The organism is Pseudomonas sp. GG8 (genome assembly GCF_052976945.1).
In genome coordinates this window covers 698,126-719,890 of sequence record NZ_JBRIIP010000001.1, presented here as the reverse complement: position 1 = coordinate 719,890, position 21,765 = coordinate 698,126, and the positions used below count along the sequence as shown (strand labels likewise).

Here is a 21,765-nt window from a genome sequence, read left to right as displayed (position 1 = left end):
AACCAGCGGCCCACGCCGCCAGGAACCTTGCATGTCATATTTCAAAAGCATCACCGTCGCAACAGTACTCAGTACCGGATTGTTCCTGAGTGCTATAGCCCAGGCGCATCCAAAACTACTGTCATCTACGCCTGCGGAGGGTGCCACGGTAGCCGCGCCTGAAAAAATCGAACTGCACTTCTCGGAAAAGCTCATGACTCAGTTCTCGGGAGCGAAACTGATCATGACTGACATGCCGGGCATGCCTAATTCACCCATGGGCGTTAAGGCCCGTGTCGCAGGCGGCGCCGACCCAAAAACGATGGTGATCACTCCCGCGGCTCCGCTCACGTCAGGCACCTACAAGGTCGAGTGGAGAGCGGTCTCTTCCGATACCCACCCGATCACAGGCGCCGTGACCTTTAAAGTCAACTGATCCATGGGCGACTCAATCAACATAACGCTTCGCTTCATGCTGTATATCGACCTGATGTTGCTCTTTGGGCTGGCGGTGTTCGGTCTGTATAGCCTCAGAGGAAAAGAACGGGCCGGCGGTGCTGTTTTGAATTTTGAGTCGCTCTTGGCGGGCACCGCTGTTATCGGCATTTTGCTGTCGATGGCAGCGATGCTGCAAATGGCCAAGTCGATGAGCGGAGTGTCCAGTTTCATGGAACTCCATCACCATATTTTCCAAATGATGCTGATGGGGACTGATGTCGGGCTGACATGGATGGTCCGAATAGCCTCGCTGACGCTGGCAGTCGTAGCCGCCCTATTCAACAGGCGCGCCCCTGCTTTCAGCCTGTGGATGGTCACTGTGTGCGGAGCCACCGCACTGGCTACTCTAGCGTGGACAGGGCATGGCGCCATGGATGAAGGCCCTCGTCGCTACCTGCATTTCACGAGCGATATTGTTCATATTCTGGGTGCTGGCGGCTGGCTGGGTGCTCTGGCCGCATTTGCGCTTTTGTTGCGTTCAAACAAGCTCACAGGCGAACTGCAAGTCCGGTTGCTGGCGCGAACGCTGACCGGTTTCGAATCAGCAGGGGCGCTCATCGTCGTCACCCTGACTATCACCGGGGTAGTTAACTATCTGCTGATTATCGGGCCGACATTCGAGACATTGACCACCAGCACTTACGGGGCCCTGCTGTCTTTAAAGGTCTTCTTGTTTGCCGGGATGCTAGTGTTTGCGGCGTTGAACCGCTTCCACCTGAGCCCGCTGCTCGAACGGTCCATTCAAACAGGGGTTTACACGGTCGCTATCAACGCCTTGCGGCGCAGCATGATTCTGGAGTTGTCGGCCGCCGTGATCATTCTGAGCCTGGTTGCCTGGCTCGGCACCCTCAGCCCGGAGATGGAGATGTCGGCTGAATAGACCACCGTAGAAGGTCTGGTGGTTAAAGATGGGGCAAAGATCGGGATTTAATCGCGGTAAGGTCTGGCTGCAGACCGATCCAGAAGCTTATGCAGCAGGACTTGCCTTATGATGAACGTCAGAAACAATACAAGGCGATCATGGGACCGTAGCGGGCTCGTGGAGCGACGTTTTTTTAGGGGGTTATCGTGGGAATCAAGAAGTCAGCGCAAGAATTGAAGCGCGACCTTAATAATGTGGCCTGCAATCTAGAGCAAACGGCAGGCGAAATCAGTCGGCTCGCCGAGCGAATTAACGATGTGGATGTTGTTGCGGTGTTGCACCTGATGAATCGCTTATATAAGGATTCCGACCGATTAAAAGCCTATGTCGATGAGATCAAGGCTGGACGGATCGTCAGGAATAAAGCCGAGTAAGGACCCGAGAGGTAACAGCCGGAGGCTTAAATCCAAACAGACTGAACGAACCGACTTCACTGACTTCTTACGTTCATGGCGTTCCACTCTGTTCGCTGTGCACAGAGGGTCATTCCATGTACATCGAAAACAACTCCGCGCTGCTCCAATCCCTGATCGCTCAGCTCTCGATAGCCGAACTCAGGTCTTCGCTTGCCCTGATGGGTAACGCTGAGCGAAACCTTATGGGCTTGAGGGATCTGATTCAGCTCGATATGATTTCTGGCGACTTTACGTATGGCCGCCTAAGTGATCCGCTTGGCCTGCTGCTCGTCGCTGCGGATCACATACGGCTGACCAAGCGGGGTGCCTTGTTCAGCTATCGCTAAGTGGCAATGCTTGACGAGTGATCACTCTGCCCTCCGGTCATCGCCTGATCTCGGGTAGGCCCCTGACATTGGGTATGCTAGGGGCTCAACCGCGAGAATCAACCATGCGCAAACTCCGACCCCATGACGACCCGCTGCCAAAAATGATCGCAAATCTACTTGAATTGCGTGAGGCCCTTTCGAGCCTGAGTGCTAGCGAAAGAACACTCAGCTCATTGAGAGCAAGCGACAAGGTTTACGGGGTTATTTTGCCGATCAGCCGCAGGGCAGACTTTTTCGCCTCGAAGATCGGGCGCATGCTCGAAAGCCGGATAAAGACCATGAGCGAAGCGAACACCTCGAGCCCCCGGGCACGTCCTTAATGAGTGACCGAATAAAATAATTCGTTCTGTTCTGTCGCCTGTCATACCCCATCTAATTGTTATAGGTCACCGCACACTAAAAAGGGCTTACCTAAAGGTAGGCCTTTTTAGTCATCAGCGACAAGTGGGCTGTGCAAGACGCCGTTGATGATGCCCAGCGCCGTTTATATTATTGCGAGCGCAGTAAGACCGATCTCTTTTTCCCTTTTTACTCAACTACATGTCCAACAGGCGACCTCGCATGAGGTACATTAAAATCCGATCCTCCCACCCAGGCGGCAGCCCTCAAGCTCAGCAAGGATGACACCGTGAATACCCATCAGAAGCTGCGAACCTTTGACCGTATCCGCGAAGCAGTGTTGCCGGAATATCGCGACCGGGTTGCCGAGTACCTGAGCCTCTACGAAGAGGCTCTACACGACGACAACATCCAGTCCGATGACTTGCGCGCATCGGCCAATCAGCTCAGGGGCTACCTGCGAGGCCTTAATACGACCAGGGTGCTGGGCATGGCTGACTGGGAAGAGTTGGACCGTCGTGTTGTCGAATCGTGGTTATGATCAATAGATCAATGGGGCAGGACGCTTAGCCTGAGTATAAAAAGTAAGCTCAGGTTATTTTATCCGGGACCAGAGCCCATGCAACGTGATCGAGGCGCCACCGATGTCAACACCAAGCCCGCAGTCCGGGCCTGTCAAAACAAAGCTGATCGACCGTGTGTCCTGGCTGGATATCATTGCCGGCTTGTCGTTGGCTGGATTGCTGTTACCGGAGGCAGTCGCTTACGCAAGCATTGCAAATCTGGCGCCTCAGGCCGGGGTCATTGCCCTGTTTGCCGGACTGGTCTGCTACGGATTGATCGGCACCAGCCGCTTCGCGATCGTCTCTGCAACGTCATCGTCTGCTGCCGTGCTGGCAGCTGCCTCCGCGTCGATGGCGGGCCCAGACAACACGCTCAGACTGGTTATTGCCATCGCCCTGGTCATGCTGACCGGTCTGTTTTTCACGGTCGCGGGACTTGCACGATTAGGCAGCATGTCAGCCTTTATTGCCAAACCGGTTTTGCGCGGGTTTGCCTTCGGCCTTGCCATCGTGATTATTTTCAAGCAGATCGCTTACGTGGTTGGCGTCCACCCCCAGCACACTGACCTGATCCGATTCTTGGTCGAGTTATTCAGTCAGACAGGATCATGGAATTGGGCCGCCGTGGCGGTGGCCGTCGCCGCGTGGTTATTGCTGTTCTTGTTTGCCCGTATGCCACACCTGCCCGGAGGGCTGCTGGTGATTGTCATCGGCATCACGGCCGGTGAATGGCTGAACTTTTCGCAGTATGGCATTAGTCTGGTCGGCTCCATAAACCTGCAACTCACCGCACCGACGCTCCCGACGCTGCTGTACACAGAGTGGCTACGAGTAGGAGAACTCAGTATCGCCATGGTGCTGATTCTCTACGCAGAGTCCTACAGTTCGATCCGCAGTTTTGCGATGAAGCATGGTGACAGTGTCTCGCCTAACCGGGATTTACTTGCCCTCGGTGTCGCTAACCTGGTGTCTGGACTTTTCCACGGCATGCCGGTGGGCGCCGGTTACTCAGCGACGTCGGCAAACGAGGCATCGGGGACTTTGTCGCGACTGGCGGGTTGGTCTGCTGCCCTTGCGCTCTTGATCATCGTGATGACGCTTCTGCCAACCATCGCCCTGACACCGGAACCTGTGGTGGCGGCGATTGTCGTGCATGCCGTCAGCCATACGCTTCGCCCATCGACTTTTGCTCCTTATTTCACGTTGCACCGCGACCGACTGGTCGTGATTGCTGCGGTATTGGCAGTGCTGTTATTAGGTGTACTGGATGGCTTGCTGGCAGCTATCGCTGTCAGCCTGGTGATGCTGTTGCGGCGGCTGTCCGAGTCATCGGTGACCATTCTTGGGCAGCTCAATCATGGCCATGATTTCGTCAGCACAACCCTTCATCCAGAGGCGCAAGCAGTCCCTGGCATTTTGATCTTGCGCCCACACACAGGTCTTTTTTTTGCGAATGCCGAACGGGTGTTTGCGCAGGTACAAAAATACATTACGGCCGCTGGCGATAGCGTGCATACCATTATCCTCAGCCTGGAAGAGTCTCCGGACCTGGACAGCTCAAGCGTGGAAGCGCTACAGGATTTTTGCAAAGTAGTCCTCGACCAGAACAAGCACTTGATGCTCGCCCGTTTAAAAACCCGGGTGCAACAGGTATTGATTCGAGCGGAGATTCCGGGACTTCCCATAGATGTGCTGTGTGCGCTCAGCGTGGATGATGTAGTCAGGGTCGCGCAGGAGCTTTATTCCGGGCCAAAAACCGGTTCATTGGATGCTATTTACAATGAACCGACTCTCTAGTTGCTGCGCTAAAAAGGCAGCGGCCCAAGGTTCCATGAACACTAGTGGACGCGTGCACACTGAATTTGCGAGAAGCTACCGCCGCTGAGCGTCACCACATTGCTGTTGGTCTTCTCTATTTCACTGGGGGGCGTAAGGTGAAGCGCGCTGACTGCTGCTGCGGGGTTCTCCCAGAGAATTTTTTTAAGGCTCACGTAGCCTGCCGCTTCTCCGTTCCCGGTGACAATACGTATCGCACTGCCGCCGGGCCGATAGTAGACAGTGGCAATGGCACCGGGGCAAACATAGGCGCTGTCGGCCACGGGTCTGGGCAGCAAGCCACCCGCGATGCTGCCAATGAAGCTGTACAAAACCCAGCTCACAAGACTTATAGCCCCAAGCCCTACCAATATCTGTACACGCCCCCCGAAGACGCGACGCCCACGGTCTGGCACTTCGGCCGGAACACTGCGCGCGACAGCTGCCGCTTCAGGCTTGTCCTGAACAGGGTTGACACTGGCGAGTACCCACTCGGCGCCTCCCGTAGAGGGCGCTGTAGCTGACGATTCTGCAGAACTGGTCGCGCCCACGCTAGCGCGCTCGGTGAGGGCATCGACGGCAACGATCAACACACTGTCCCGAGCGACTTCGGCAACTACGCTTGCCGCTATAGACTCCGATGCCGGAGGTGCTCTTCGAAGCTTTGGTGCCGGCTTGGCAACCGTCGCGCGCTGTCGATGAATAATGCGCGCTTGCAGGACCACAAAAGCCGCGCACAGGAGCGGCACCATTGTGTTCAGCGCAGGCGACTGAGTATTTACCCAGCCCACCACCGCAGGATCGGAAACGGCGATATCACCCGCAACATAGCCAAGCAGCGCGCCGCCAACCGAGACCAGAAAAGGCTGACGATGAAGCAGCCGGGTGATCTGCACGCTCCCGAACATCAACAGCGGCACGCTTAGGAGCAATCCCAGCACCAGATAGAAAATACTGCCCTGCGCCACTGCCGCCAGTCCGACCACGTTGTCCATGCTCATGACCAAATCAGCCACCAGTACGGTCGTCACAGCCCCGAACAGGGTGGTCGGCGTATTTTCGACGGAGTCACTCTCGTCATCCGGCTGTTCTTCGATCAGCAGCCGGATTGCAATGACGATCAGCAACCCCGCACCGATGAGCTTGAGAAAGGGCGCCAGCAGCAACCACCCGGCCAGTGTGGTCAGGAGCACGCGCAGCACGATGGCCCCGCCAGTACCGATCATCACCGCCTGTTTCACCTGATTCGCTGGCAACCCGCGGCAGGCCAGAGCGATCACCAGCGCATTGTCGCCGGACAAAATCAGGTCCAGCAGGGATATCTGAAAGATCATGCCTATCGCGTGCAGTAAACCTTCAAACATCATGGGACTGTTTCCAGGCAAGGAGATGTTTCATATAAAAATCACCCGAGTGAACCGGCGATGCTGGCATACAGGCCGAGTGTTGAAGTCAGTACAAAGATGACGCCGACAGCCAGTGCGTACCCTCCCCGCAATTGATGTGCTGCCGGCAAGACACTGCGCGCCAGCAAGAACAGCAACAACAGCATCACCGGGATCAGAATTGCATTAACCACGCCCACGGCAATCGACAGCCGGATGAGATTGACGCCCGAGGCCACCAGCAGCGCGCCAACGATTAGCAGCACCGCGAAAGGTCCATAGAACCAAGGTGCATCCAGTGGGTGTTGCTCCAGCGAGTGGCGTACCCCCATCGCCTCCCCCAACGCCAACACAGCTGTCAGGCAGACCACAATAGTTGCTACTAACGCACCGCCGGACAGCCCAATCGCGAAAACGACTTTGCCCCAACTGGGGCCGATCAGCGCACCAAACGCATCGCCGATCTGAGCGATGTTGTCCAGATTTCCACCCTGCTCGTGCGCACCCAGCGTGGCGGCGGCGGCGATCAATACCGAGGAAGTCAGCACCTGGCACAGCACCGTACCGACCAACGTATCGACTCGCGCCAGCCGAAGTCGGCCCGTGTCCAGCCCTTTATCGATCAGCGCCGACTGTTGGTAGAACAGCGTCCATGGCATCACGCTGGTGCCGACATTTGCCGCGACCAGATACAGATAGTCATGGTCGGCGAGAGGTATTTGAGTCATGTCGTGCAGCATCTGATGAACGTTCGGGTGGGCCTTGAACGCCATTACCAGAAAGGCAAGTCCGAACAACCCGATAGCAATGGTTACCCGCTCTACCGAGTGATAGGAGCCGGTCAGGACCATGCCGAGAATCATCACCACCAGCGCCACAAGAATTTGCCAGCCCAGGATTCCAAAGAGGCTGCCTGCACCAACCAGCCCGCTCATCTCCGTAACCAATGTACCGAAGCAGCTCAGCAGCAACACCGCTGCGGACACTATCGCGACCGCTTGACCGAAGCGCTGTCGGACCAGTTCGACATAACCTTTACCAGTGCACAACCCCAGTCGCACCGTCAGTTCCTGGGCCATGAACATCAACGGGACCAACAATAATTGCAGCAACAGCAAGCGGTATCCCCACTGTGCACCGCTCTGGGCAGCCGTCACCACGCTGCCGGCCTCGGTATCGGCCAGCATCACGACCAGTCCCGGCCCCATGACGGCGAACAAGCGTGTCAGCCGTTGCCAAAATGCTTTGTGGTCAGAAGGAAGCTCAATGACTCGCATTCTTTACTTCACGGTGGTCGCGGCAGGACCCGTGCGAAATTGCTTCAGGAACTCAGCGTCCGGCGTCAGCACCAGCGTCGGCTGACTCTCCGCCAGTGCCTGCCGGTAGGTCTGCAGCGAGCGGTATAGCTTGTAGAACGCAGGGTCTTTGCTAAACGCGGCCGACAGAATCTGGTTGGCATCAGCATCCGCTTCACCGTGAGTAATCGCAGCCCGGCGCTGGACCTCCGACAACAGGACCGTACGGTCCCGGTCAGCTTTGCCCTGGATCTGTTGCGCCCATTCAAAGCCCTGTGCACGCAGCTCCTTTGCCTCGCGCTGACGCTCGGATTTCATCCGGTCATAGATCGCCTGACTGGCCTCGAATGGCAGGTCGGCACGGTGTAGACGCACCTCGCTCACTTCGATCCCGAGTCCCACAGCCTTGCTGGCTACGTCCTTCTCGATGGTGGCGACTTCTTGCTGGCGTTCCGGCGACAACAATGATCGCAACGTCACCTGACCCAACTCACGCCGCAACGAAGAACTGACCATTTGCGTCAGTTGTGCGCTGGCCTGGTCCAGCGTACCCACCGCCTGGTAGAAGCGCAGCGGGTCGCTGATGCGAAAGCGCGTGTAGGTCTCGACCTCAATGCGTTTCTGGTCGCCCAAAATCACCTGCTCGGCCGGCGAGGTCAGTGTCTGCAACCGGCTGTCGTAGAACACCAGAGAGTCGCTGAACGGAACCTTGAACTTCAGGCCGGGCTCACCGGCCACGCCCATCGGCGCGCCGAAGCGGATAATTAACGCCTGCTGCGTTTCGTCGACAACATAGACCGACGATGCCAACACCCATAACGTAACGATGCCGACTCCGGCGATCAGCCATTTGAGCGCGGGGTTCATGGTTTGGCATCCTTCTGAACAGACTTGCCTGGGTCGGATAGCGGCATATAAGGCACCACGCCGGACATACCCTTTCCAGACGAATCGATGATGACCTTGGAGGCCTTCTTCAGCACCTCATCCATGCTCTCCATGTACAAACGCCAGGCAGTAACGTCCTTGGATTGCACATAGCTGTTGTAAACAGACAGAAAACGCTTGGCCTCACCCTCTGCCAGGTTGCCAACCTGCGACTTGTAGGCCTCGGCATCCTGTGTGATGCGCGCCGCATCGCCTCGCGCACGAGGGATCACATCGTTGGCGTAGGCCTCTGCTTCGTTACGGGCGCGCTCCTGATCCGCGCGTGCGCGCTGCACATCGTTGAAGGCATCGATAACCTGCGGCGGCGGATCGACCCGTTGCAGCTGAACCTGGGTGATGAGGATGCCAGCCTTCTCGCTGTCCAACAGCTGTTGCAGCAGTTCGCGTGTTTCATCCGCGATCTGCGCTCGTTTGTCGGACATGGCGGACTGGATCGGCGTGCGTCCAATGACTTCACGTAGCGCACTTTCGGCAATGATTTTTATCGAGCGCTCTGGATCGCTGATTTTGAACAGATACTGTCCAGCATCCTTGATTCGCCAAAAAACCGTGCAATCTGCCTCGACGATGTTCTCATCGCCCGTCAGCATCTGCTTGTCACGTGAACCGCTGTTACCCGTGGTGAGGGCACTGCTGGCGCTGCCTAGCTGCAGCTGATTGACTTGGGTAACCTTGGGCAGCAACACCGCCTCAAAGGGATAGGGCAGGTGGTAGTGCAACCCTGATTCGGTGGTGTCCACCCAACGACCAAAGCGCAACACTACGCCCTGCTCGTCCGGCTGCACTTTATAAATGCCCGACGTGACCCATGCCAAAGCGATGAGCCCACCGATCAATACCAAACCACGTCCCTGGAGGTCCAGAATGGCAACCCTGTAGTTGATCCGTTCACGCAGCGTGGAGAAGAGCCTGGCGGGTTCGGTCGAAACAGGAACAGGACTATCGGTCATGCAAGTGCTCCAGTCCGTCAAATGACGTGCGGACCTTACTTTTTGGGGGGTAGGGGTCGCCGAAGCCGCGCAGAATACCTGAACAGGCGACCGTCGTCACTGACCTGGATCATGCTAAAAATAGCCCTGAGCGGCGATGCGTTACACGGAAAAACAAGCGCTGCTGCGCCCGCTCTCCCCTGCGGACAAATCACCCGGCCCGCGCCGTCGTTTCCGACCAACCGGGCATTCACTGGCAGCCCGTGGGCCGGGCATCCGTCCGAAACGTACTCTTATCTTAAAGGCCGGGCAGACGCTGACCGATTTGTGCCGTGGCATAGCCGTCCAGAATCGCGGTCGCCAAAGGGCTGCCTTCGGCACCGGACCATGCGGCAAAGTCGGCTTCAGCTACGGGCATATACGGCCCGTGCTTCACTTCAAAGATCACACCGCCCTCATCCAGAGAGAGCACCGCATGCCAGCAGCCAGCGGGAATTTCCAGTACCGCACAGTCTTCGCCCAATACCGTGCGCTCGATGACGATACCCGCGTCGTCGAAAGTCAACACCACAAACCGACCGCGCAAGGGATAGAGCAACTCCCAGGTATGGGGATGACGCTGGGCACGTACGTAGGTGCCTGGCTCCATGGCGATAGCCAGGCGCTGGATCGGGTCAGCCAATTCCTCGTGCAGGTTGCGGTTAGCGCGCAGGCGCGGGGATTGCTGGGCTTGGGCACCTAGCGCGTCCAGGTCAGCCGGGGTGATCTGTTTCATTTGAGGTTACCGATAGAGGTAAAACGTGATTGAGGCCCCGTCCGCCTGTGCGCACAAAAGCGGCATCATCTGCCGGGGCGTGGTTGGAGGCCATTAGACACTATTCAGCGGCCGTCACGCACGCGAGCTGCTGTGTGCACAGCTCAGCGCAACAATATTTTTCGGCACGGCCAGCATAATGTTTAGTAGCTGCTACGCTAAATTTCGGCCCCCTGAGCACGCTCATGAAACGGCGATGCACGTGGGAAGCCTCAAAGTGTAACTGCCAGACGACGGATTGTGCGTTGTCTGGAAGGTCGGTGTGGCCTCTGTTCTCACGGACGACAAGCTTTGCTACACCGGTAATTGAATAGTTTAAAAGCGCTGAACGAATCGACGCACTATTAAACGTGCCCTCGGCATTATCAACCGTGCGCTACCCACGCGAGAGTGGGCATCACCCAACGCCGTTATCCATGTTGTGATGAGTGCCTACGAACGCCCCTTCTATTTCAAGAAAGTCGGGAATGTAGCCATGCAATACACAACGTTTTCAGATGAACAGATAAAGTCTCTCATTGAGGCGATCGATCTCAACGGTTATGCCGTGTTACCCGGCTGGGCGACGAGCGCAGAGCTGACCCAATTACAGGCCTTGGTCACAGACGCCGTCGTAGCGGCGGGTAACAACTACGTTGCCCTGACCGGGCACCAAGCTGTTGCCGGTTCGCTCCTGGACGAATGGGGCCGCTCCCCGTACTTCGTCGATCTATGCAAGCGTATCGTTACAGCCGCGACGGGGGAACATTCAACCGAGCAGCGTCTGTATCAGGTGTTGCGTTGCCTGACCGGTGAGCAAGGTCAACGTGAGTCCTCGATTTTCCACTACGACTCCTTCGTACTGACCACCATCATGCCGGTCTGTATGCCGGATAATCCTGGCGATTTAATCATGCTGCCAAACCACCGCCCCCTCCGGAAAACCTATGCCTTTAACCTGCTCGACAAGCTGCGCGTCGATAACCGCTGGGCACAACGTCGGCGGCTAAAGGAGTACACGAAGCACCCCGAGCGGTTCACCCGAGTCCACATGCGACCGGGCGACCTCTACCTGTTCTGGGGCTACCGTTCGCTGCACACCAATCTACCGGCTGACCCGGATGCCTTGCGCGCAACCGCTATCTTTCACTACCACAACCAGCATGCAGACAGCACCCTCGCTGACCGGATACGTCGATCAGTTGCCTATATCAAGCCGAATCAACCCGTGCCTATGTAAGTGGTCAGGAGCAGTTTTCCTATTACACTCCGGGATTAGCCGGCCAGGAACTGCGACGTCTTCAGCAATAACGTCACACAGGTGCCCGAACATTTGACACTTTGCACACTCATCCGCCCACCCAGTTGTTCAACGATGCGTTTGGCGTGGGCAAAACCAAGGCCGAATGAGCTTCCATCCGAGCGTGCAGTATCCGCTCGGAAGAAGACCTGCCCTAACTGCTCCAGATCCGTCGAGGTCATACCCATGCCGTCGTCCTCGACCGACAATTGCCAATCGCCGTCCGGCGACGCGCTCAACTTCACCCATACATGACCTTGATCCGCCGTGTACTTGATCGCGTTGTCGACCAGGTTTCCAACCACCACTTCCCACTGTTCAAGCGAGCCGGGCGTCTCGTAACGTGCGCCTGCGTCAATCTGCACAGAAAGCGCCACGTTTTTGGCCTGAGCCTGCCGCTGCCAACGGGCGGCTACAACGCGAACGACATCATCCAGCCGACATTCACTATTGATCCCGGCGATTTGGGCGCCGTCCAGTCGTGCCAGGTCCATTAGCGCCGACGACAACCGTTTCAAGACCTGCATCTCCGCCAGAACATCTCGGCAGGTGTCCGCGTAGTCTTGCGCCTCCCGGGGGCGCATGAGAATAACCTCCAATGCAGATGTCACTGCGGCAATGGGCGTTTTCAACTCATGAGACGCGTTGGCAATGAACAGACGCTGGTTTTCCAGAACAGTCCGCACCGCATGCACCATCTCAGCATAGCTGTCGAACAGCAGCTTTTCCTCTGCCGAATGAGGTGTAAACACCACGCGCTGAGTAAACTCAGGGGGTTTGAGCAAGCGTAACTGCCGCGAAAAACTGCGCAGATTTCGTGTGGAATAAGACACCACCAGAAAACTACCCAGTGCCGTCAGCAGCAAAATACCAATCGCCGCCAGGGTGGCCAGCCGTTTGAACTCACTCACAGCATCGAGCATGGGCTGAGCATTGAGTGCCACGGTGACCGTCGTCTGAAGGGTGGTTGCCCCGGACTGACGCTCTATCTGCCCGCTTTGAACCAGCCATTTGCCAAACTCAGTGCTCAGCAACCGGGATGCTTCGCCTGTCACCTTCAAGGTCGTCATGCGCTGGCGCAAGGTGTTGCGGATTTTCTCAGAGGGGCCTTGGGACTCAAAAATCGGAGGTCCTGCTTCGCCCCCCGCGATAAAATAGACGTCACGGTCACGATCCAGCTCTTGCGCAAACTCGCCGCTGCGCTGATAAACCAGTTGGCCTGCCTTGGGGAGGATAAGCGCCTCGATGACATCTGACTGAATATCCAGATGATGGCGCAACTCATTCAGCCGAGCCGCCTCCACCCAATGGCTCAACCAAAGGACACTCAGCGCCAACACGCTCGCCTGCACCACGAATAACGTAATCGTTATTTTGATATTCAGCGAAAGCTTAAGCCACACGAAGTGTGAACCCCTTGCCGCGCAAGGTTTCAATCTCTATGCCCGACCCCATCAGTTTTCTGCGCAGGCGCGCGAGCAGCACATCAAGGCTATTGCTGTCCGGCTCCATGTCCAGGGAGTACAGCAAACCGGTGATCGCGGTGCGTTTGACCAACTGCCCGGCTTTACTGGCAAGGGCCACGAGCAGGTCATACTCCTTGCCCGTCAGCACCAAGGGGGTTTGGTTGATCGTCACGCTCATGGTCGCAAGGTCGATGTTCAGGCCTGCCAGTTCCAGTAACGTTGCCCCACGAGCAGTGGATCGCCGGTAAAGCGCGTTGACCCGGGCAATCAGCTCGACCATGTCGAAAGGCTTGACCAGATAATCATCGGCCCCCTGATCGAGACCTTCGACTCTGTCACGCAAATCGCCCTTGGCGGTGACCATGATGATGGGCACTTCTCTTGCCTGCGCACGCACCGTCTTGACGAAATCCAGGCCCGACAACTTGGGCAACATCCAATCGAGCACGATCACGTCGTACTCGCTGGACTCGACGAAATAGAGTGCCTCCTTGCCATCCAGGGCGAGATCGACCACCCAGCCCCCCTCTTCGAGACCACGCCTGACGCTCTTGCCGAGCAGTACATTGTCCTCGACCACAAGCGCCTTCATCGATCACCTCGCCTTATCGTTCGCGACACGCTACCGCATTCGTACTTAGCCATAAAGTCGTCCCCTTTGCGTCGCTTTCTATCGTTAATGATCCATTCATTCGCACCTCAATAGACTGCCCGGCAATTACGCATGTCCGGGTACAACGATCATGACTCAATCGAAACAACGTATTTTGTTTGTGCTGCTGGTGGGCCTGCTGGCCACCTTGATCAGTTTGTCGTTCGCGCCCCTTGCTTCAAAGGTGCGATTCGGCCTGGAGTTTCGCGGAGGTTATGAGATTTATTACGTTGTTACGCCGCAGCCAGGCAAGCAGACGCTGTCCAAACAGGATGTACTCAATACCGTCGACATCCTGCGCCAACGGGCCGACAGCATTGGCATGTCTGAGCCTGATATCCGTCTCGAGGGTGAAGACCACATCCGCGTGAAGCTGGCGGGACTGACGTCGGCGGATGAGTCGCGCTCACTGCTGGGCGACACCCACGGGCTACCGACGGTACTCACGGAAAAATACACCCAAACGGTCGGGAGCGTCCTTGGCAAGACGGCTCTGACTGAAACCATGACCGCTGGGGTTATCGGTATCGCCTGCATCTTCCTCTTGCTGCTGGTGCTGTACCGAGGGGCCGGGCTGATCGCCGCATTCTGCACCGTCGTCTACCTGTGGCTGCTGATCATTCTGTTCAACGCATCACACGCGACCCTGTCGCTTTCTGCGGTAGTCGCCTTTGTCTTGGGGATCGGCATGGCGGCGGATGCAAGCATCATTTGTTTCGAACGCACCCGCGAACAGCTCGCGCGGGGCCATGACCTGAGAACAGCGGTGGTGATTGGCTTCAACGGATCATTCCCGACCATTCGCGACGCCAATCTGGTCACTGCGCTGGCAATGATCGCATTGTTTGCCGCAGGCATCGGGCCGGTCCAGGGATTCTCGCTGACCTTGCTGGCAAGCATCGTGATCAGTATTTGCACCAACTATTTCCTGGTGCGCACGCTGACCTTGTGGCTGGTGGATTCGGGTTGGTTGCCACGGACCTGGTTGATCGGTAGCGGCAAGCCGCGCAACGCGCGCAAACACTTTTTCGGCTTCGTAAAGTTCGGCAAAACAGCAATCCTTCTTTCGGTGCTGACCATCGCCAGTGGTGCGCTGTATTACCGTGCGCACGGACTCAATCTGGATATCGATTTCACGTCCGGCACTGCGCTGGATATCGACATTGATCGCCCGACAACCCAGAGCGACGCCACACAGATCATGACCGCTGCCGGGATCGTTCCGGCGACGCTGGCGGTAGGTGGCGCGCAGAACGAACACATAGCGGCCCGCTTCGATGAAGTCCTCAAGCCCGCTGAGTTGAAACAGGTCATTTCAGCCTTCCAGGCGAAATACCAGAAGGTCGAGTATGAAGAGAATACGGCGGACCCAGGCATCGCACGCGACTTCGCGACCCGTGCAATCTATGCCGTCCTGGCCGCATTCATCAGCATTACCCTGTACATCGGGCTTCGGTTTTCCTGGGCCATTGCCGTGGCCACGGTCCTTCCGATCATCCTCGACCTGCTATTTGTCTCGGCAGTTTTCGCGCTCTTCAAGTTCGAAATCGATGTGACCTACGTTGCCGCGCTGCTGACCATCATCGGTTACTCGCTGAACGATAAAATCGTGATCTTCGGGCGCATCGTCGAGAACCTCAAACGGACCAATACCCCAGACGAAGCCTCCTTGTTGAGCATGGTCAATCAGAGCATCGAGCAAACTCTGGGGCGCTCCCTGTACACAGTACTGACCGTGGTGATGGCCTCGACCAGTCTTTATTTATTCGCCTGCGAACCGCTGCAAATGTTCTCGCTGGCATTGGTGATCGGGTTGATGTGCGGCGCGGTGTCGTCGATTTTCATCTCCGGCGCCCTCTGGGCCACGCTGCACAGTCGGTCCCTAAGCAGACCCGATAGGCGCTCAACCATTCCCCGCCTGACGTCGCGCCCCTTTATCAGCCTCCTGCTGGCCGTGGCCGTCATCGGGTTGGGCGGCTGGTTTTGGATACCGACACTCACCCCTCAAGCATCGCCAAGCGCTCAAACGCTAGTAACCACAGGCTCTCTAGGCGATCTCTCGTCCTTTTCAGCCATCGCCAGCGACATCCTTGCCAAAGTAAAAGCCGGTGACATCGCAGGGGGGAAAGCCCGCATCAAGGATCTGGAAAGCGCATGGGACGCCTCGGCCAAGCAACTTCAGGCACGCAGCCAGGAAGGATGGACATCGGTGGATAAATCCATTGATCGAGCCCTCGTGCAATTGCGCTCTGGTACCCCGGACAAGGCCGCCATTGATGAATCGTTGCAAACCCTGATCGCCAAGTTCGCAAGCCAACAAGGTCAGGTCGCAGCACGCGTGAGCACTGCTGGCGGTCCTCTGGGCGATCTCTCTGCCTACCGAAAAATCGTCTTGGACACCTCTGCGCTGGTCGATGCCGGTGACATGAGCGCTGCACGTTCACGCATTACCGATCTGGAAACGGCCTGGGACCAAGGCGAAGAAAAGCTTCAACCGATGAGCCCCAGTGACTGGACCGCTGTGGATAAGTCCATCGACCGGGCCTTGTCGCAACTGCGGTCCGGTAGCCCGGACCCTAAAGCCTGCGCCTCGGCCCTGACAACGCTACTCGCCAAAATCGACAGTAAAACGACTCACTGACCGCTCTGAAACGAAGCCCTTAACGCGTCAACGTCGCAGCCACCCTTGACCGGGGGAGCGCTGCAACGAAAGACGAACCGCTTGTTTTTAAGGTTTTTTTCACGCGATTTGAACGTATTTTTGACAAATGCGACGTCATATTGCCAAGATCCAATGATTAAACGGAATCAAACGCATGCAACTTCGTATTTCCAGTCTGGTCAAAACTGTCAGTGCTGCCGCCGCCCTCGCCTTTATTTCCATGGCTCAGCCCGCACTCGCCGCTGACGCGGAGGTTTCACTGGTCATCAAGGACCATCTGTTTTCACCGAATCCATTGGAAATTCCTGCCAACACGAAGGTCAAGGTCACCCTTGAAAACCGTGATCAAACCACCGCCGAATTTATGAGCGATGACTTTAAAGGTGGCAAGTTGGTGACGGGAGGCAAAACCGTGAGCTTTTTCATTGGCCCATTGAAACCCGGCACTTATGAGTTTCATGACGAGTACAAAGAAAGCATTTCGAAAGCTCGGTTGATCGTTAAATAACCCACTTCCGGAGTAAACCCCATGCTATCGACAGCGCTCATTGTTTTCAGGGAAATCCTCGAAGCTGCGCTTGTGGTGTCCATCATCCTCGCCGCCACCAAAGGCGTATACCGCAGAGGTTTTTGGGTGGCGTGGGGCGTTGTGGGCGGCATTCTGGGCGCAAGCCTTGTGGCGGTCTTTGCTGACGCCATCAGCGCTTGGGCCTCCGGTGCCGGGCAAGAACTGTTTAACGCGGGCGTCATGTTTATCGCGGCGCTGATGTTGGCATGGCACAGCATCTGGATGAGCAAGCACGGGCGTGAGATGGCGGTACAGCTCACCGAGGTCGGTGAAGCCGTGAGCAGTGGAGACCGCGCGTTAAGCGGGATGGCCATCGTCGTGGCCGTCGCTGTGCTGCGCGAAGGGTCCGAAGCCGTGCTGTTTTTGTACGGGATCGCGGCCAGCGACCCAAACCAGACCTGGCAAATGTTAATGGGCGGATTGCTGGGCATTGCCAGCGGCGTGGCGATGGGTATTGCGCTCTACTTCGGTTTGCTACGCGTCGCGATGCGTCATCTGTTCAAGGTGACAAACGGGATGATTATCCTGTTGGCGGCAGGCATGGCGAGTCAGGGAGTAGCGTTTCTGGTCAGCGCCAACTGGTTGCCGGCGCTGGGAGAAACACTGTGGGACAGCTCTTGGCTGCTAAAAGAAAGCAGCATCGTTGGCAAAATGCTGCACACCCTTATTGGTTATAGCGCCCAACCCTCGGGGATTCAGGTACTGACGTATCTAGCGACGCTGATCATTATCACGGCGCTGGTTCGACGATCAGGTCGCCCCGGCAAGAAGTCTCTCCCGCTTAAAAATACAGGCTCAAGCCTTACCTGATTCGGTTCCCCGTCAGAATACCGATTCACCGTTTACGCAGCGTCCTCGCATTTTCAGAGTTTATCGGCAGGCTTACTTTATCCCCCCCGGGGGGATACTATGCCAGCACTCTGAACCAGGACGCCCATCGCCATGAGCGAAGATTTACACCCTCACCCTCACCCTCACACGCACCAGACTCATGATGCGATTGTTAAAAGGCTCAAAAAGGCCGAGGGTCATCTGCGCAGCATCATCACCATGATCGAAGATCAGCGGGCCTGCGTGGATATTGCCCAGCAGTTGCACGCCGTTGAGAAAGCGGTTTGTCAGGCCAAGCGAACGCTTATTCAGGATCACATCGATCACTGCCTGGAACACACCGTGGACGCACTTGCCAATGGGGCGCGTGCGCCACTGGAAGAGTTCAAGCAAATCACCAAGTACCTGTAGGCCTGTCATGCCAAATTTCGCTGAACTGCTGCAACAGGGTGGAACTCACGCCTGGCTGTATTTCCCGAGTGCCATCTTGCTGGGGGCATTGCATGGCCTGGAGCCAGGGCATTCGAAAACCATGATGGCCGCTTTTATCGTGGCCGTTCGAGGCTCCGTCAAACAGGCGATTTTGCTGGGTCTGGCGGCGACGGTTTCGCACACCGCAGTGGTGTGGCTAGTTGCTATCGGCGGTATGTACCTGGGCAAAGGACTGGATGCGCAAACCACTGAGCCGTACTTTCAGCTGGTCTCATCAGCGATGATCATCGCGATTGCCCTCTGGATGCTCTGGCGCACGTGGCGCGGCGAACAGATGTTCAAGTTCGAGCAAGATGGCGATCACCATCATGGAGCGCATGATCACCATGATGAAACTCATCGCATCGATACTGGCCATGGGCACATCGAACTGTCGATTTTTGAAGAAGGTACCCCACCACGCTGGCGGGTGAAATCGTTGAGCGGGCATGCATGGCCTGCTGCCGAGGTCAGTGTGTCGACGACGCGTACAGACGGACTGACCCAACAGTTCGCATTCGTCGATCGCGGCGACTACCTGGAGTCAGTGGCCGAAATCCCCGAGCCTCATCAGTTCAACGCGCGCTTGAGTCTGGGGCATGCCAGTCACACTCATGATTATGATCTGGACTTCCATGAGCATGAGCACGACCACGTTCACGCCGAGCTGGAAGGGCTGGAAGGGCTGGAGCTATCGATAGACGGCTATCAGGATGCGCATGAACGGGCGCACGCCAATGACATTCGCAAACGCTTCACCCACCGCGAGGTCACCACACGTCAGATCATCATGTTCGGTTTGACCGGAGGCCTGATTCCTTGCCCGGCGGCCATTACCGTTTTGTTGCTGTGCCTGCAGGTTAAAGAGGTCGCTTTAGGCGGCGTGCTCGTTCTGTGCTTCAGCATCGGCTTAGCGATCACCCTGGTCAGCGTCGGTGTCGCTGCGGCCGTGGGTGCAAAGCAGGCGTCCAATCGCTGGCCGTGGCTGGGCGCTGTGGCGCGCCGCGCACCTTACCTCTCCAGCCTATTGATCATCGGTGTCGGTCTGTATGTGGGCATACATGGCTGGCTCGGACTCAGCGGGCAATAATCAGCGAAAGGCTGGCATGTGCCTGCACGCAAGCAGGCACGGGCCCATCAAATAGCCGCTCACCGCTTGTCAGCCGGGATCCTCCCCGGCATGGACTTTTGATCTAGATCAGTTGGCAATACCTTCCGAGGCGTACAAGAGGTTCAAAGTTCCACGCTTAGAGTCCCTCCCATTTCTTGCGACGGAAGCATCAACATGACCATAAGTCCAACAAGCAATGTCAGCGGCAGCGCCGCGTTTCCAAGCGTCAACGGTGAACACTGGATCGATTTGCTGAGCAACGGGACCCACATCCTGATCAGGCCGTTGGCACCGCATGACAGGGATCGCGAGTTTAACTTCATCAAAAAGCTCTCCCCAGAGTCGCGGCACTTTCGCTTTCTCGGTTCAATGAATGAACCCAGTATTGCCCTGCTCGATCAGTTGATGGACGTTGATAACAAAAAGCGGATGGCTTACGTCGCGTTGGCGCATAAAGATGGCGACTTGATCGAAATCGGTGTGAGTCGTTATGCCGCGCTGGAAGAGGAAGGGCAATGCGAATGCGCGGTCGTGATTGCCGATGACTGGCAAAATCTGGGCATGGGGACGTTACTCATGCGGCATTTAATCGACGCCGCACGGCGTAACGGTTTTGCACAGATGATATCGATTGACTCAACAAGCAATACTCACATGCATCAGCTGACTAAACAGTTAGGCTTTGAATGCCACCGAGATCCCATGGACGCGACCCAAGTCATTTACAAACTTGCATTGAAGTAACACCGCCCTCGCAGATAGCACGGTCGTTTCGAGGTAACGTGCTATCTGTCCCGGCCTCACCTATCATTTACCCCCCTCAGGCCCTCCAACCACCAAGAGGGCCAGCGTCTCGAAACCTTCGAATCAACCTCCTGCCGTCACTCCATCATCAGTAGCGTGACGTGCTGGTAATCGGGTTCATCCCATTGAATTGAAATCACGCTATGCTTCGGCCACTATCTGTAGCAGCCTATCGGTCTGAATGTCGGTCCTCGACCATTAATTTTTCCAGGCAAGCGCTTCCCTATGGAAAACCCCTACCCACAGTTGAGCAACTTTGTTGACCTGATGCTCGACGCTGTCTGCGTGGTGGACTCTCAGGGCCGCTTTGTATTTGTGAGCGCTGCGTGTGAACGCATTTTCGGCTATACGCCCGAGGAAATGATCGGCCGGGTCATGATAGACATGGTGCTGCCCGAAGATCGAGCGCGGACGCTGCTGGCCGCCAGCGAAATCATCGGCGGGCAGCCTAAACCCCATTTCGAAAACCGTTATGTGCGCAAAGACGGGCAAATCGTGCACATCATGTGGTCGGCCCGCTGGTCGGAAGTCGATCAACTAAGGATCGGGGTTGCACGTGATATCACTGAGCGCAAACAGTCTGAGTCGGTACAAGCCGCGCTGTACTCCATTTCTGAAGCCGCCCACGCCGCCGAGGATCTGCCCGCCCTGTTTCATCGCATTCATCAGATCATTGGCGAACTGCTGCCCGCACTGAATTTTTCCGTGACGCTGTACGACGAAAAGAGTGACCAGTTGAGCTTTGCCTACCACGTGGATGAACAGGACCAGGCACCCGATCCACAAACAGTCACCGACTCTTTGAGTGCCGAGGTGATCCGCACCGGGCTCCCGCTGCTATTGACCCCCGAGACACTGACCACCTTTCCGGAATATTTACGCGCCGAGTTCGACACCGATTCGCTGTGCTGGCTGGGCGTACCGTTGCACTCGAACCGGGGCACTATCGGTGCTTTGGTGGTCAAGAGCTACTCAGGTGGCACACGCTATACCGTGAAGGATCAAGAGCTGTTGCAGTTCGTCTCCACTCAAGTCGCCGCCGCTATCGAGCGCAAACAACTGCACGCTCGACTGCAATACATGGCCCAATATGACCAACTGACCCAGTTACCTAATCGCGGACTGTTCCAAGATCGGCTGCAGACTGCACTCGCGATGGCCCGGCGCGAACAAGGCCAGTTCGCCCTGCTCTACCTCGATCTGGACAAGTTCAAACAGGTCAACGACACCCTCGGCCATGCGGCAGGCGATCAGTTACTGCAAGAAGTGGCACAGCGCCTAAAACAATGCGTGCGCGAAACCGATACGGTTGCGCGCATCGGCGGTGACGAGTTTCTGGTGCTGCTGCACAACATCCAGTTACCGGAGGACGCCTTGCGGGTGGCTGAAAAAATCCATCGCGAGCTTAGTCACCCGCTGAACATGGAAGGTCAAGGCTTGTGTACTCTGCTGAGCATCGGGATCGCGCTCTACCCCGAACATGGCATAGAAGAGAAACAGCTGCTCAAGCACGCCGATGAAGCCATGTATTTCGCGAAAAGGAATGGCGGTAATCACTTCCGTACGAAGGCCGAGCCTAGCCCGTGCGATGCCGAGTGACCCACGACGTGCAGCCGCCGACTGGCTCGGTGCTGGCTCAGCCACCACTTT

General features: G+C 56.7%; 21 protein-coding genes. 14 read left to right on the top strand and 7 right to left on the bottom strand.

Going from position 1 to position 21,765, the window contains the following annotated elements:
• Nucleotides 1–31 precede the first annotated feature (31 nt).
• The 6 genes from copC (at nucleotide 32) to ACVBEG_RS03550 (ending at nucleotide 4,882) form a co-directional block, all read left to right on the top strand.
• Nucleotides 32–415 (top strand): copper homeostasis periplasmic binding protein CopC, encoded by a 384-nt coding sequence (gene copC / locus ACVBEG_RS03575; protein WP_322177885.1) that lies wholly within the window; start codon nucleotides 32–34, stop codon nucleotides 413–415.
• A gap of 3 nt (nucleotides 416–418) precedes the next feature.
• Nucleotides 419–1,357: a copper homeostasis membrane protein CopD gene (gene copD, locus ACVBEG_RS03570; RefSeq protein WP_322177884.1), complete on the top strand. Its 939-nt coding sequence runs from the start codon at nucleotides 419–421 to the stop codon at nucleotides 1,355–1,357.
• Nucleotides 1,358–1,545: 188 nt separating this feature from the next.
• Nucleotides 1,546–1,773 carry a hypothetical protein gene (locus ACVBEG_RS03565; RefSeq protein ID WP_447107399.1) on the top strand — a complete coding sequence of 76 codons (228 nt, stop codon included), beginning with the start codon at nucleotides 1,546–1,548 and terminating at the stop codon, nucleotides 1,771–1,773.
• A 116-nt stretch (nucleotides 1,774–1,889) separates the two neighbouring features.
• On the top strand, nucleotides 1,890–2,141 hold the full coding sequence (locus tag ACVBEG_RS03560; protein WP_447107398.1) for a hypothetical protein: 252 nt from the start codon (nucleotides 1,890–1,892) through the stop codon (nucleotides 2,139–2,141).
• Nucleotides 2,142–2,811: 670 nt separating this feature from the next.
• Nucleotides 2,812–3,063 (top strand): hypothetical protein, encoded by a 252-nt coding sequence (locus tag ACVBEG_RS03555; protein WP_322177882.1) that lies wholly within the window; start codon nucleotides 2,812–2,814, stop codon nucleotides 3,061–3,063.
• Between the two features lie 103 nt (nucleotides 3,064–3,166).
• Nucleotides 3,167–4,882: a SulP family inorganic anion transporter gene (locus tag ACVBEG_RS03550; RefSeq protein WP_322177881.1), complete on the top strand. Its 1,716-nt coding sequence runs from the start codon at nucleotides 3,167–3,169 to the stop codon at nucleotides 4,880–4,882.
• 41 nt (nucleotides 4,883–4,923) lie between these two features.
• Here ACVBEG_RS03550 and ACVBEG_RS03545 read toward each other — a convergent pair whose 3' ends face one another.
• The 5 genes from ACVBEG_RS03545 to ACVBEG_RS03525 form a co-directional block, all read right to left on the bottom strand.
• Nucleotides 4,924–6,267, bottom strand: coding sequence for a TerC family protein (locus tag ACVBEG_RS03545; RefSeq protein ID WP_322177880.1), 1,344 nt, complete (start codon nucleotides 6,265–6,267; stop codon nucleotides 4,924–4,926).
• A gap of 38 nt (nucleotides 6,268–6,305) precedes the next feature.
• Nucleotides 6,306–7,562, bottom strand: coding sequence for an NRAMP family divalent metal transporter (locus ACVBEG_RS03540; protein WP_322177879.1), 1,257 nt, complete (start codon nucleotides 7,560–7,562; stop codon nucleotides 6,306–6,308).
• A gap of 3 nt (nucleotides 7,563–7,565) precedes the next feature.
• Nucleotides 7,566–8,447 (bottom strand): protease modulator HflC, encoded by an 882-nt coding sequence (hflC, locus tag ACVBEG_RS03535; protein WP_322177878.1) that lies wholly within the window; start codon nucleotides 8,445–8,447, stop codon nucleotides 7,566–7,568.
• Nucleotides 8,444–9,478, bottom strand: coding sequence for an FtsH protease activity modulator HflK (gene hflK / locus ACVBEG_RS03530; protein WP_322177877.1), 1,035 nt, complete (start codon nucleotides 9,476–9,478; stop codon nucleotides 8,444–8,446). Before hflK ends, hflC begins: the two co-directional genes overlap by 4 nt.
• Before the next feature lie 277 nt (nucleotides 9,479–9,755).
• Nucleotides 9,756–10,232 carry a WbuC family cupin fold metalloprotein gene (locus ACVBEG_RS03525; protein WP_322177876.1) on the bottom strand — a complete coding sequence of 159 codons (477 nt, stop codon included), beginning with the start codon at nucleotides 10,230–10,232 and terminating at the stop codon, nucleotides 9,756–9,758.
• A 514-nt stretch (nucleotides 10,233–10,746) separates the two neighbouring features.
• Between ACVBEG_RS03525 and ACVBEG_RS03520 the strand changes: the two genes are divergently transcribed.
• Nucleotides 10,747–11,490: a hypothetical protein gene (locus tag ACVBEG_RS03520; protein ID WP_322177875.1), complete on the top strand. Its 744-nt coding sequence runs from the start codon at nucleotides 10,747–10,749 to the stop codon at nucleotides 11,488–11,490.
• Between the two features lie 35 nt (nucleotides 11,491–11,525).
• Here ACVBEG_RS03520 and ACVBEG_RS03515 read toward each other — a convergent pair whose 3' ends face one another.
• Both ACVBEG_RS03515 and ACVBEG_RS03510 read right to left on the bottom strand, forming a co-directional pair.
• Nucleotides 11,526–12,953, bottom strand: coding sequence for a sensor histidine kinase (locus ACVBEG_RS03515; protein ID WP_322177874.1), 1,428 nt, complete (start codon nucleotides 12,951–12,953; stop codon nucleotides 11,526–11,528).
• Nucleotides 12,943–13,608 carry a response regulator transcription factor gene (locus ACVBEG_RS03510; protein WP_322278347.1) on the bottom strand — a complete coding sequence of 222 codons (666 nt, stop codon included), beginning with the start codon at nucleotides 13,606–13,608 and terminating at the stop codon, nucleotides 12,943–12,945. The genes ACVBEG_RS03515 and ACVBEG_RS03510 overlap by 11 nt, the downstream gene beginning before the upstream one ends.
• 151 nt (nucleotides 13,609–13,759) lie before the next feature.
• Between ACVBEG_RS03510 and secF the strand changes: the two genes are divergently transcribed.
• From secF to ACVBEG_RS03475, 7 genes are all read left to right on the top strand, one after another.
• Entirely contained in the window at nucleotides 13,760–16,309 is a 2,550-nt protein-coding gene (gene secF, locus ACVBEG_RS03505; RefSeq protein WP_447107397.1) for a protein translocase subunit SecF, read from the top strand.
• A gap of 175 nt (nucleotides 16,310–16,484) precedes the next feature.
• Complete coding sequence (locus ACVBEG_RS03500; protein WP_322177870.1) at nucleotides 16,485–16,838, top strand: cupredoxin domain-containing protein; 354 nt, start codon at nucleotides 16,485–16,487, stop codon at nucleotides 16,836–16,838.
• A 21-nt stretch (nucleotides 16,839–16,859) separates the two neighbouring features.
• The gene (locus ACVBEG_RS03495; RefSeq protein WP_322177869.1) at nucleotides 16,860–17,708 is read left to right on the top strand and encodes an FTR1 family iron permease; all 849 of its coding nucleotides are present in this window, start codon (nucleotides 16,860–16,862) and stop codon (nucleotides 17,706–17,708) included.
• A gap of 132 nt (nucleotides 17,709–17,840) precedes the next feature.
• Nucleotides 17,841–18,140, top strand: a complete 300-nt coding sequence (locus ACVBEG_RS03490) for a metal-sensing transcriptional repressor (protein ID WP_322177868.1) — start codon at nucleotides 17,841–17,843, stop codon at nucleotides 18,138–18,140.
• Between the two features lie 7 nt (nucleotides 18,141–18,147).
• Entirely contained in the window at nucleotides 18,148–19,290 is a 1,143-nt protein-coding gene (locus tag ACVBEG_RS03485) for a nickel/cobalt efflux protein RcnA (RefSeq protein WP_447107396.1), read from the top strand.
• A gap of 195 nt (nucleotides 19,291–19,485) precedes the next feature.
• Nucleotides 19,486–20,055: a GNAT family N-acetyltransferase gene (locus ACVBEG_RS03480; RefSeq protein WP_407074676.1), complete on the top strand. Its 570-nt coding sequence runs from the start codon at nucleotides 19,486–19,488 to the stop codon at nucleotides 20,053–20,055.
• A 285-nt stretch (nucleotides 20,056–20,340) separates the two neighbouring features.
• Complete coding sequence (locus tag ACVBEG_RS03475) at nucleotides 20,341–21,714, top strand: diguanylate cyclase domain-containing protein (protein WP_447107395.1); 1,374 nt, start codon at nucleotides 20,341–20,343, stop codon at nucleotides 21,712–21,714.
• The last annotated feature ends 51 nt before the right edge of the window (nucleotides 21,715–21,765 follow it).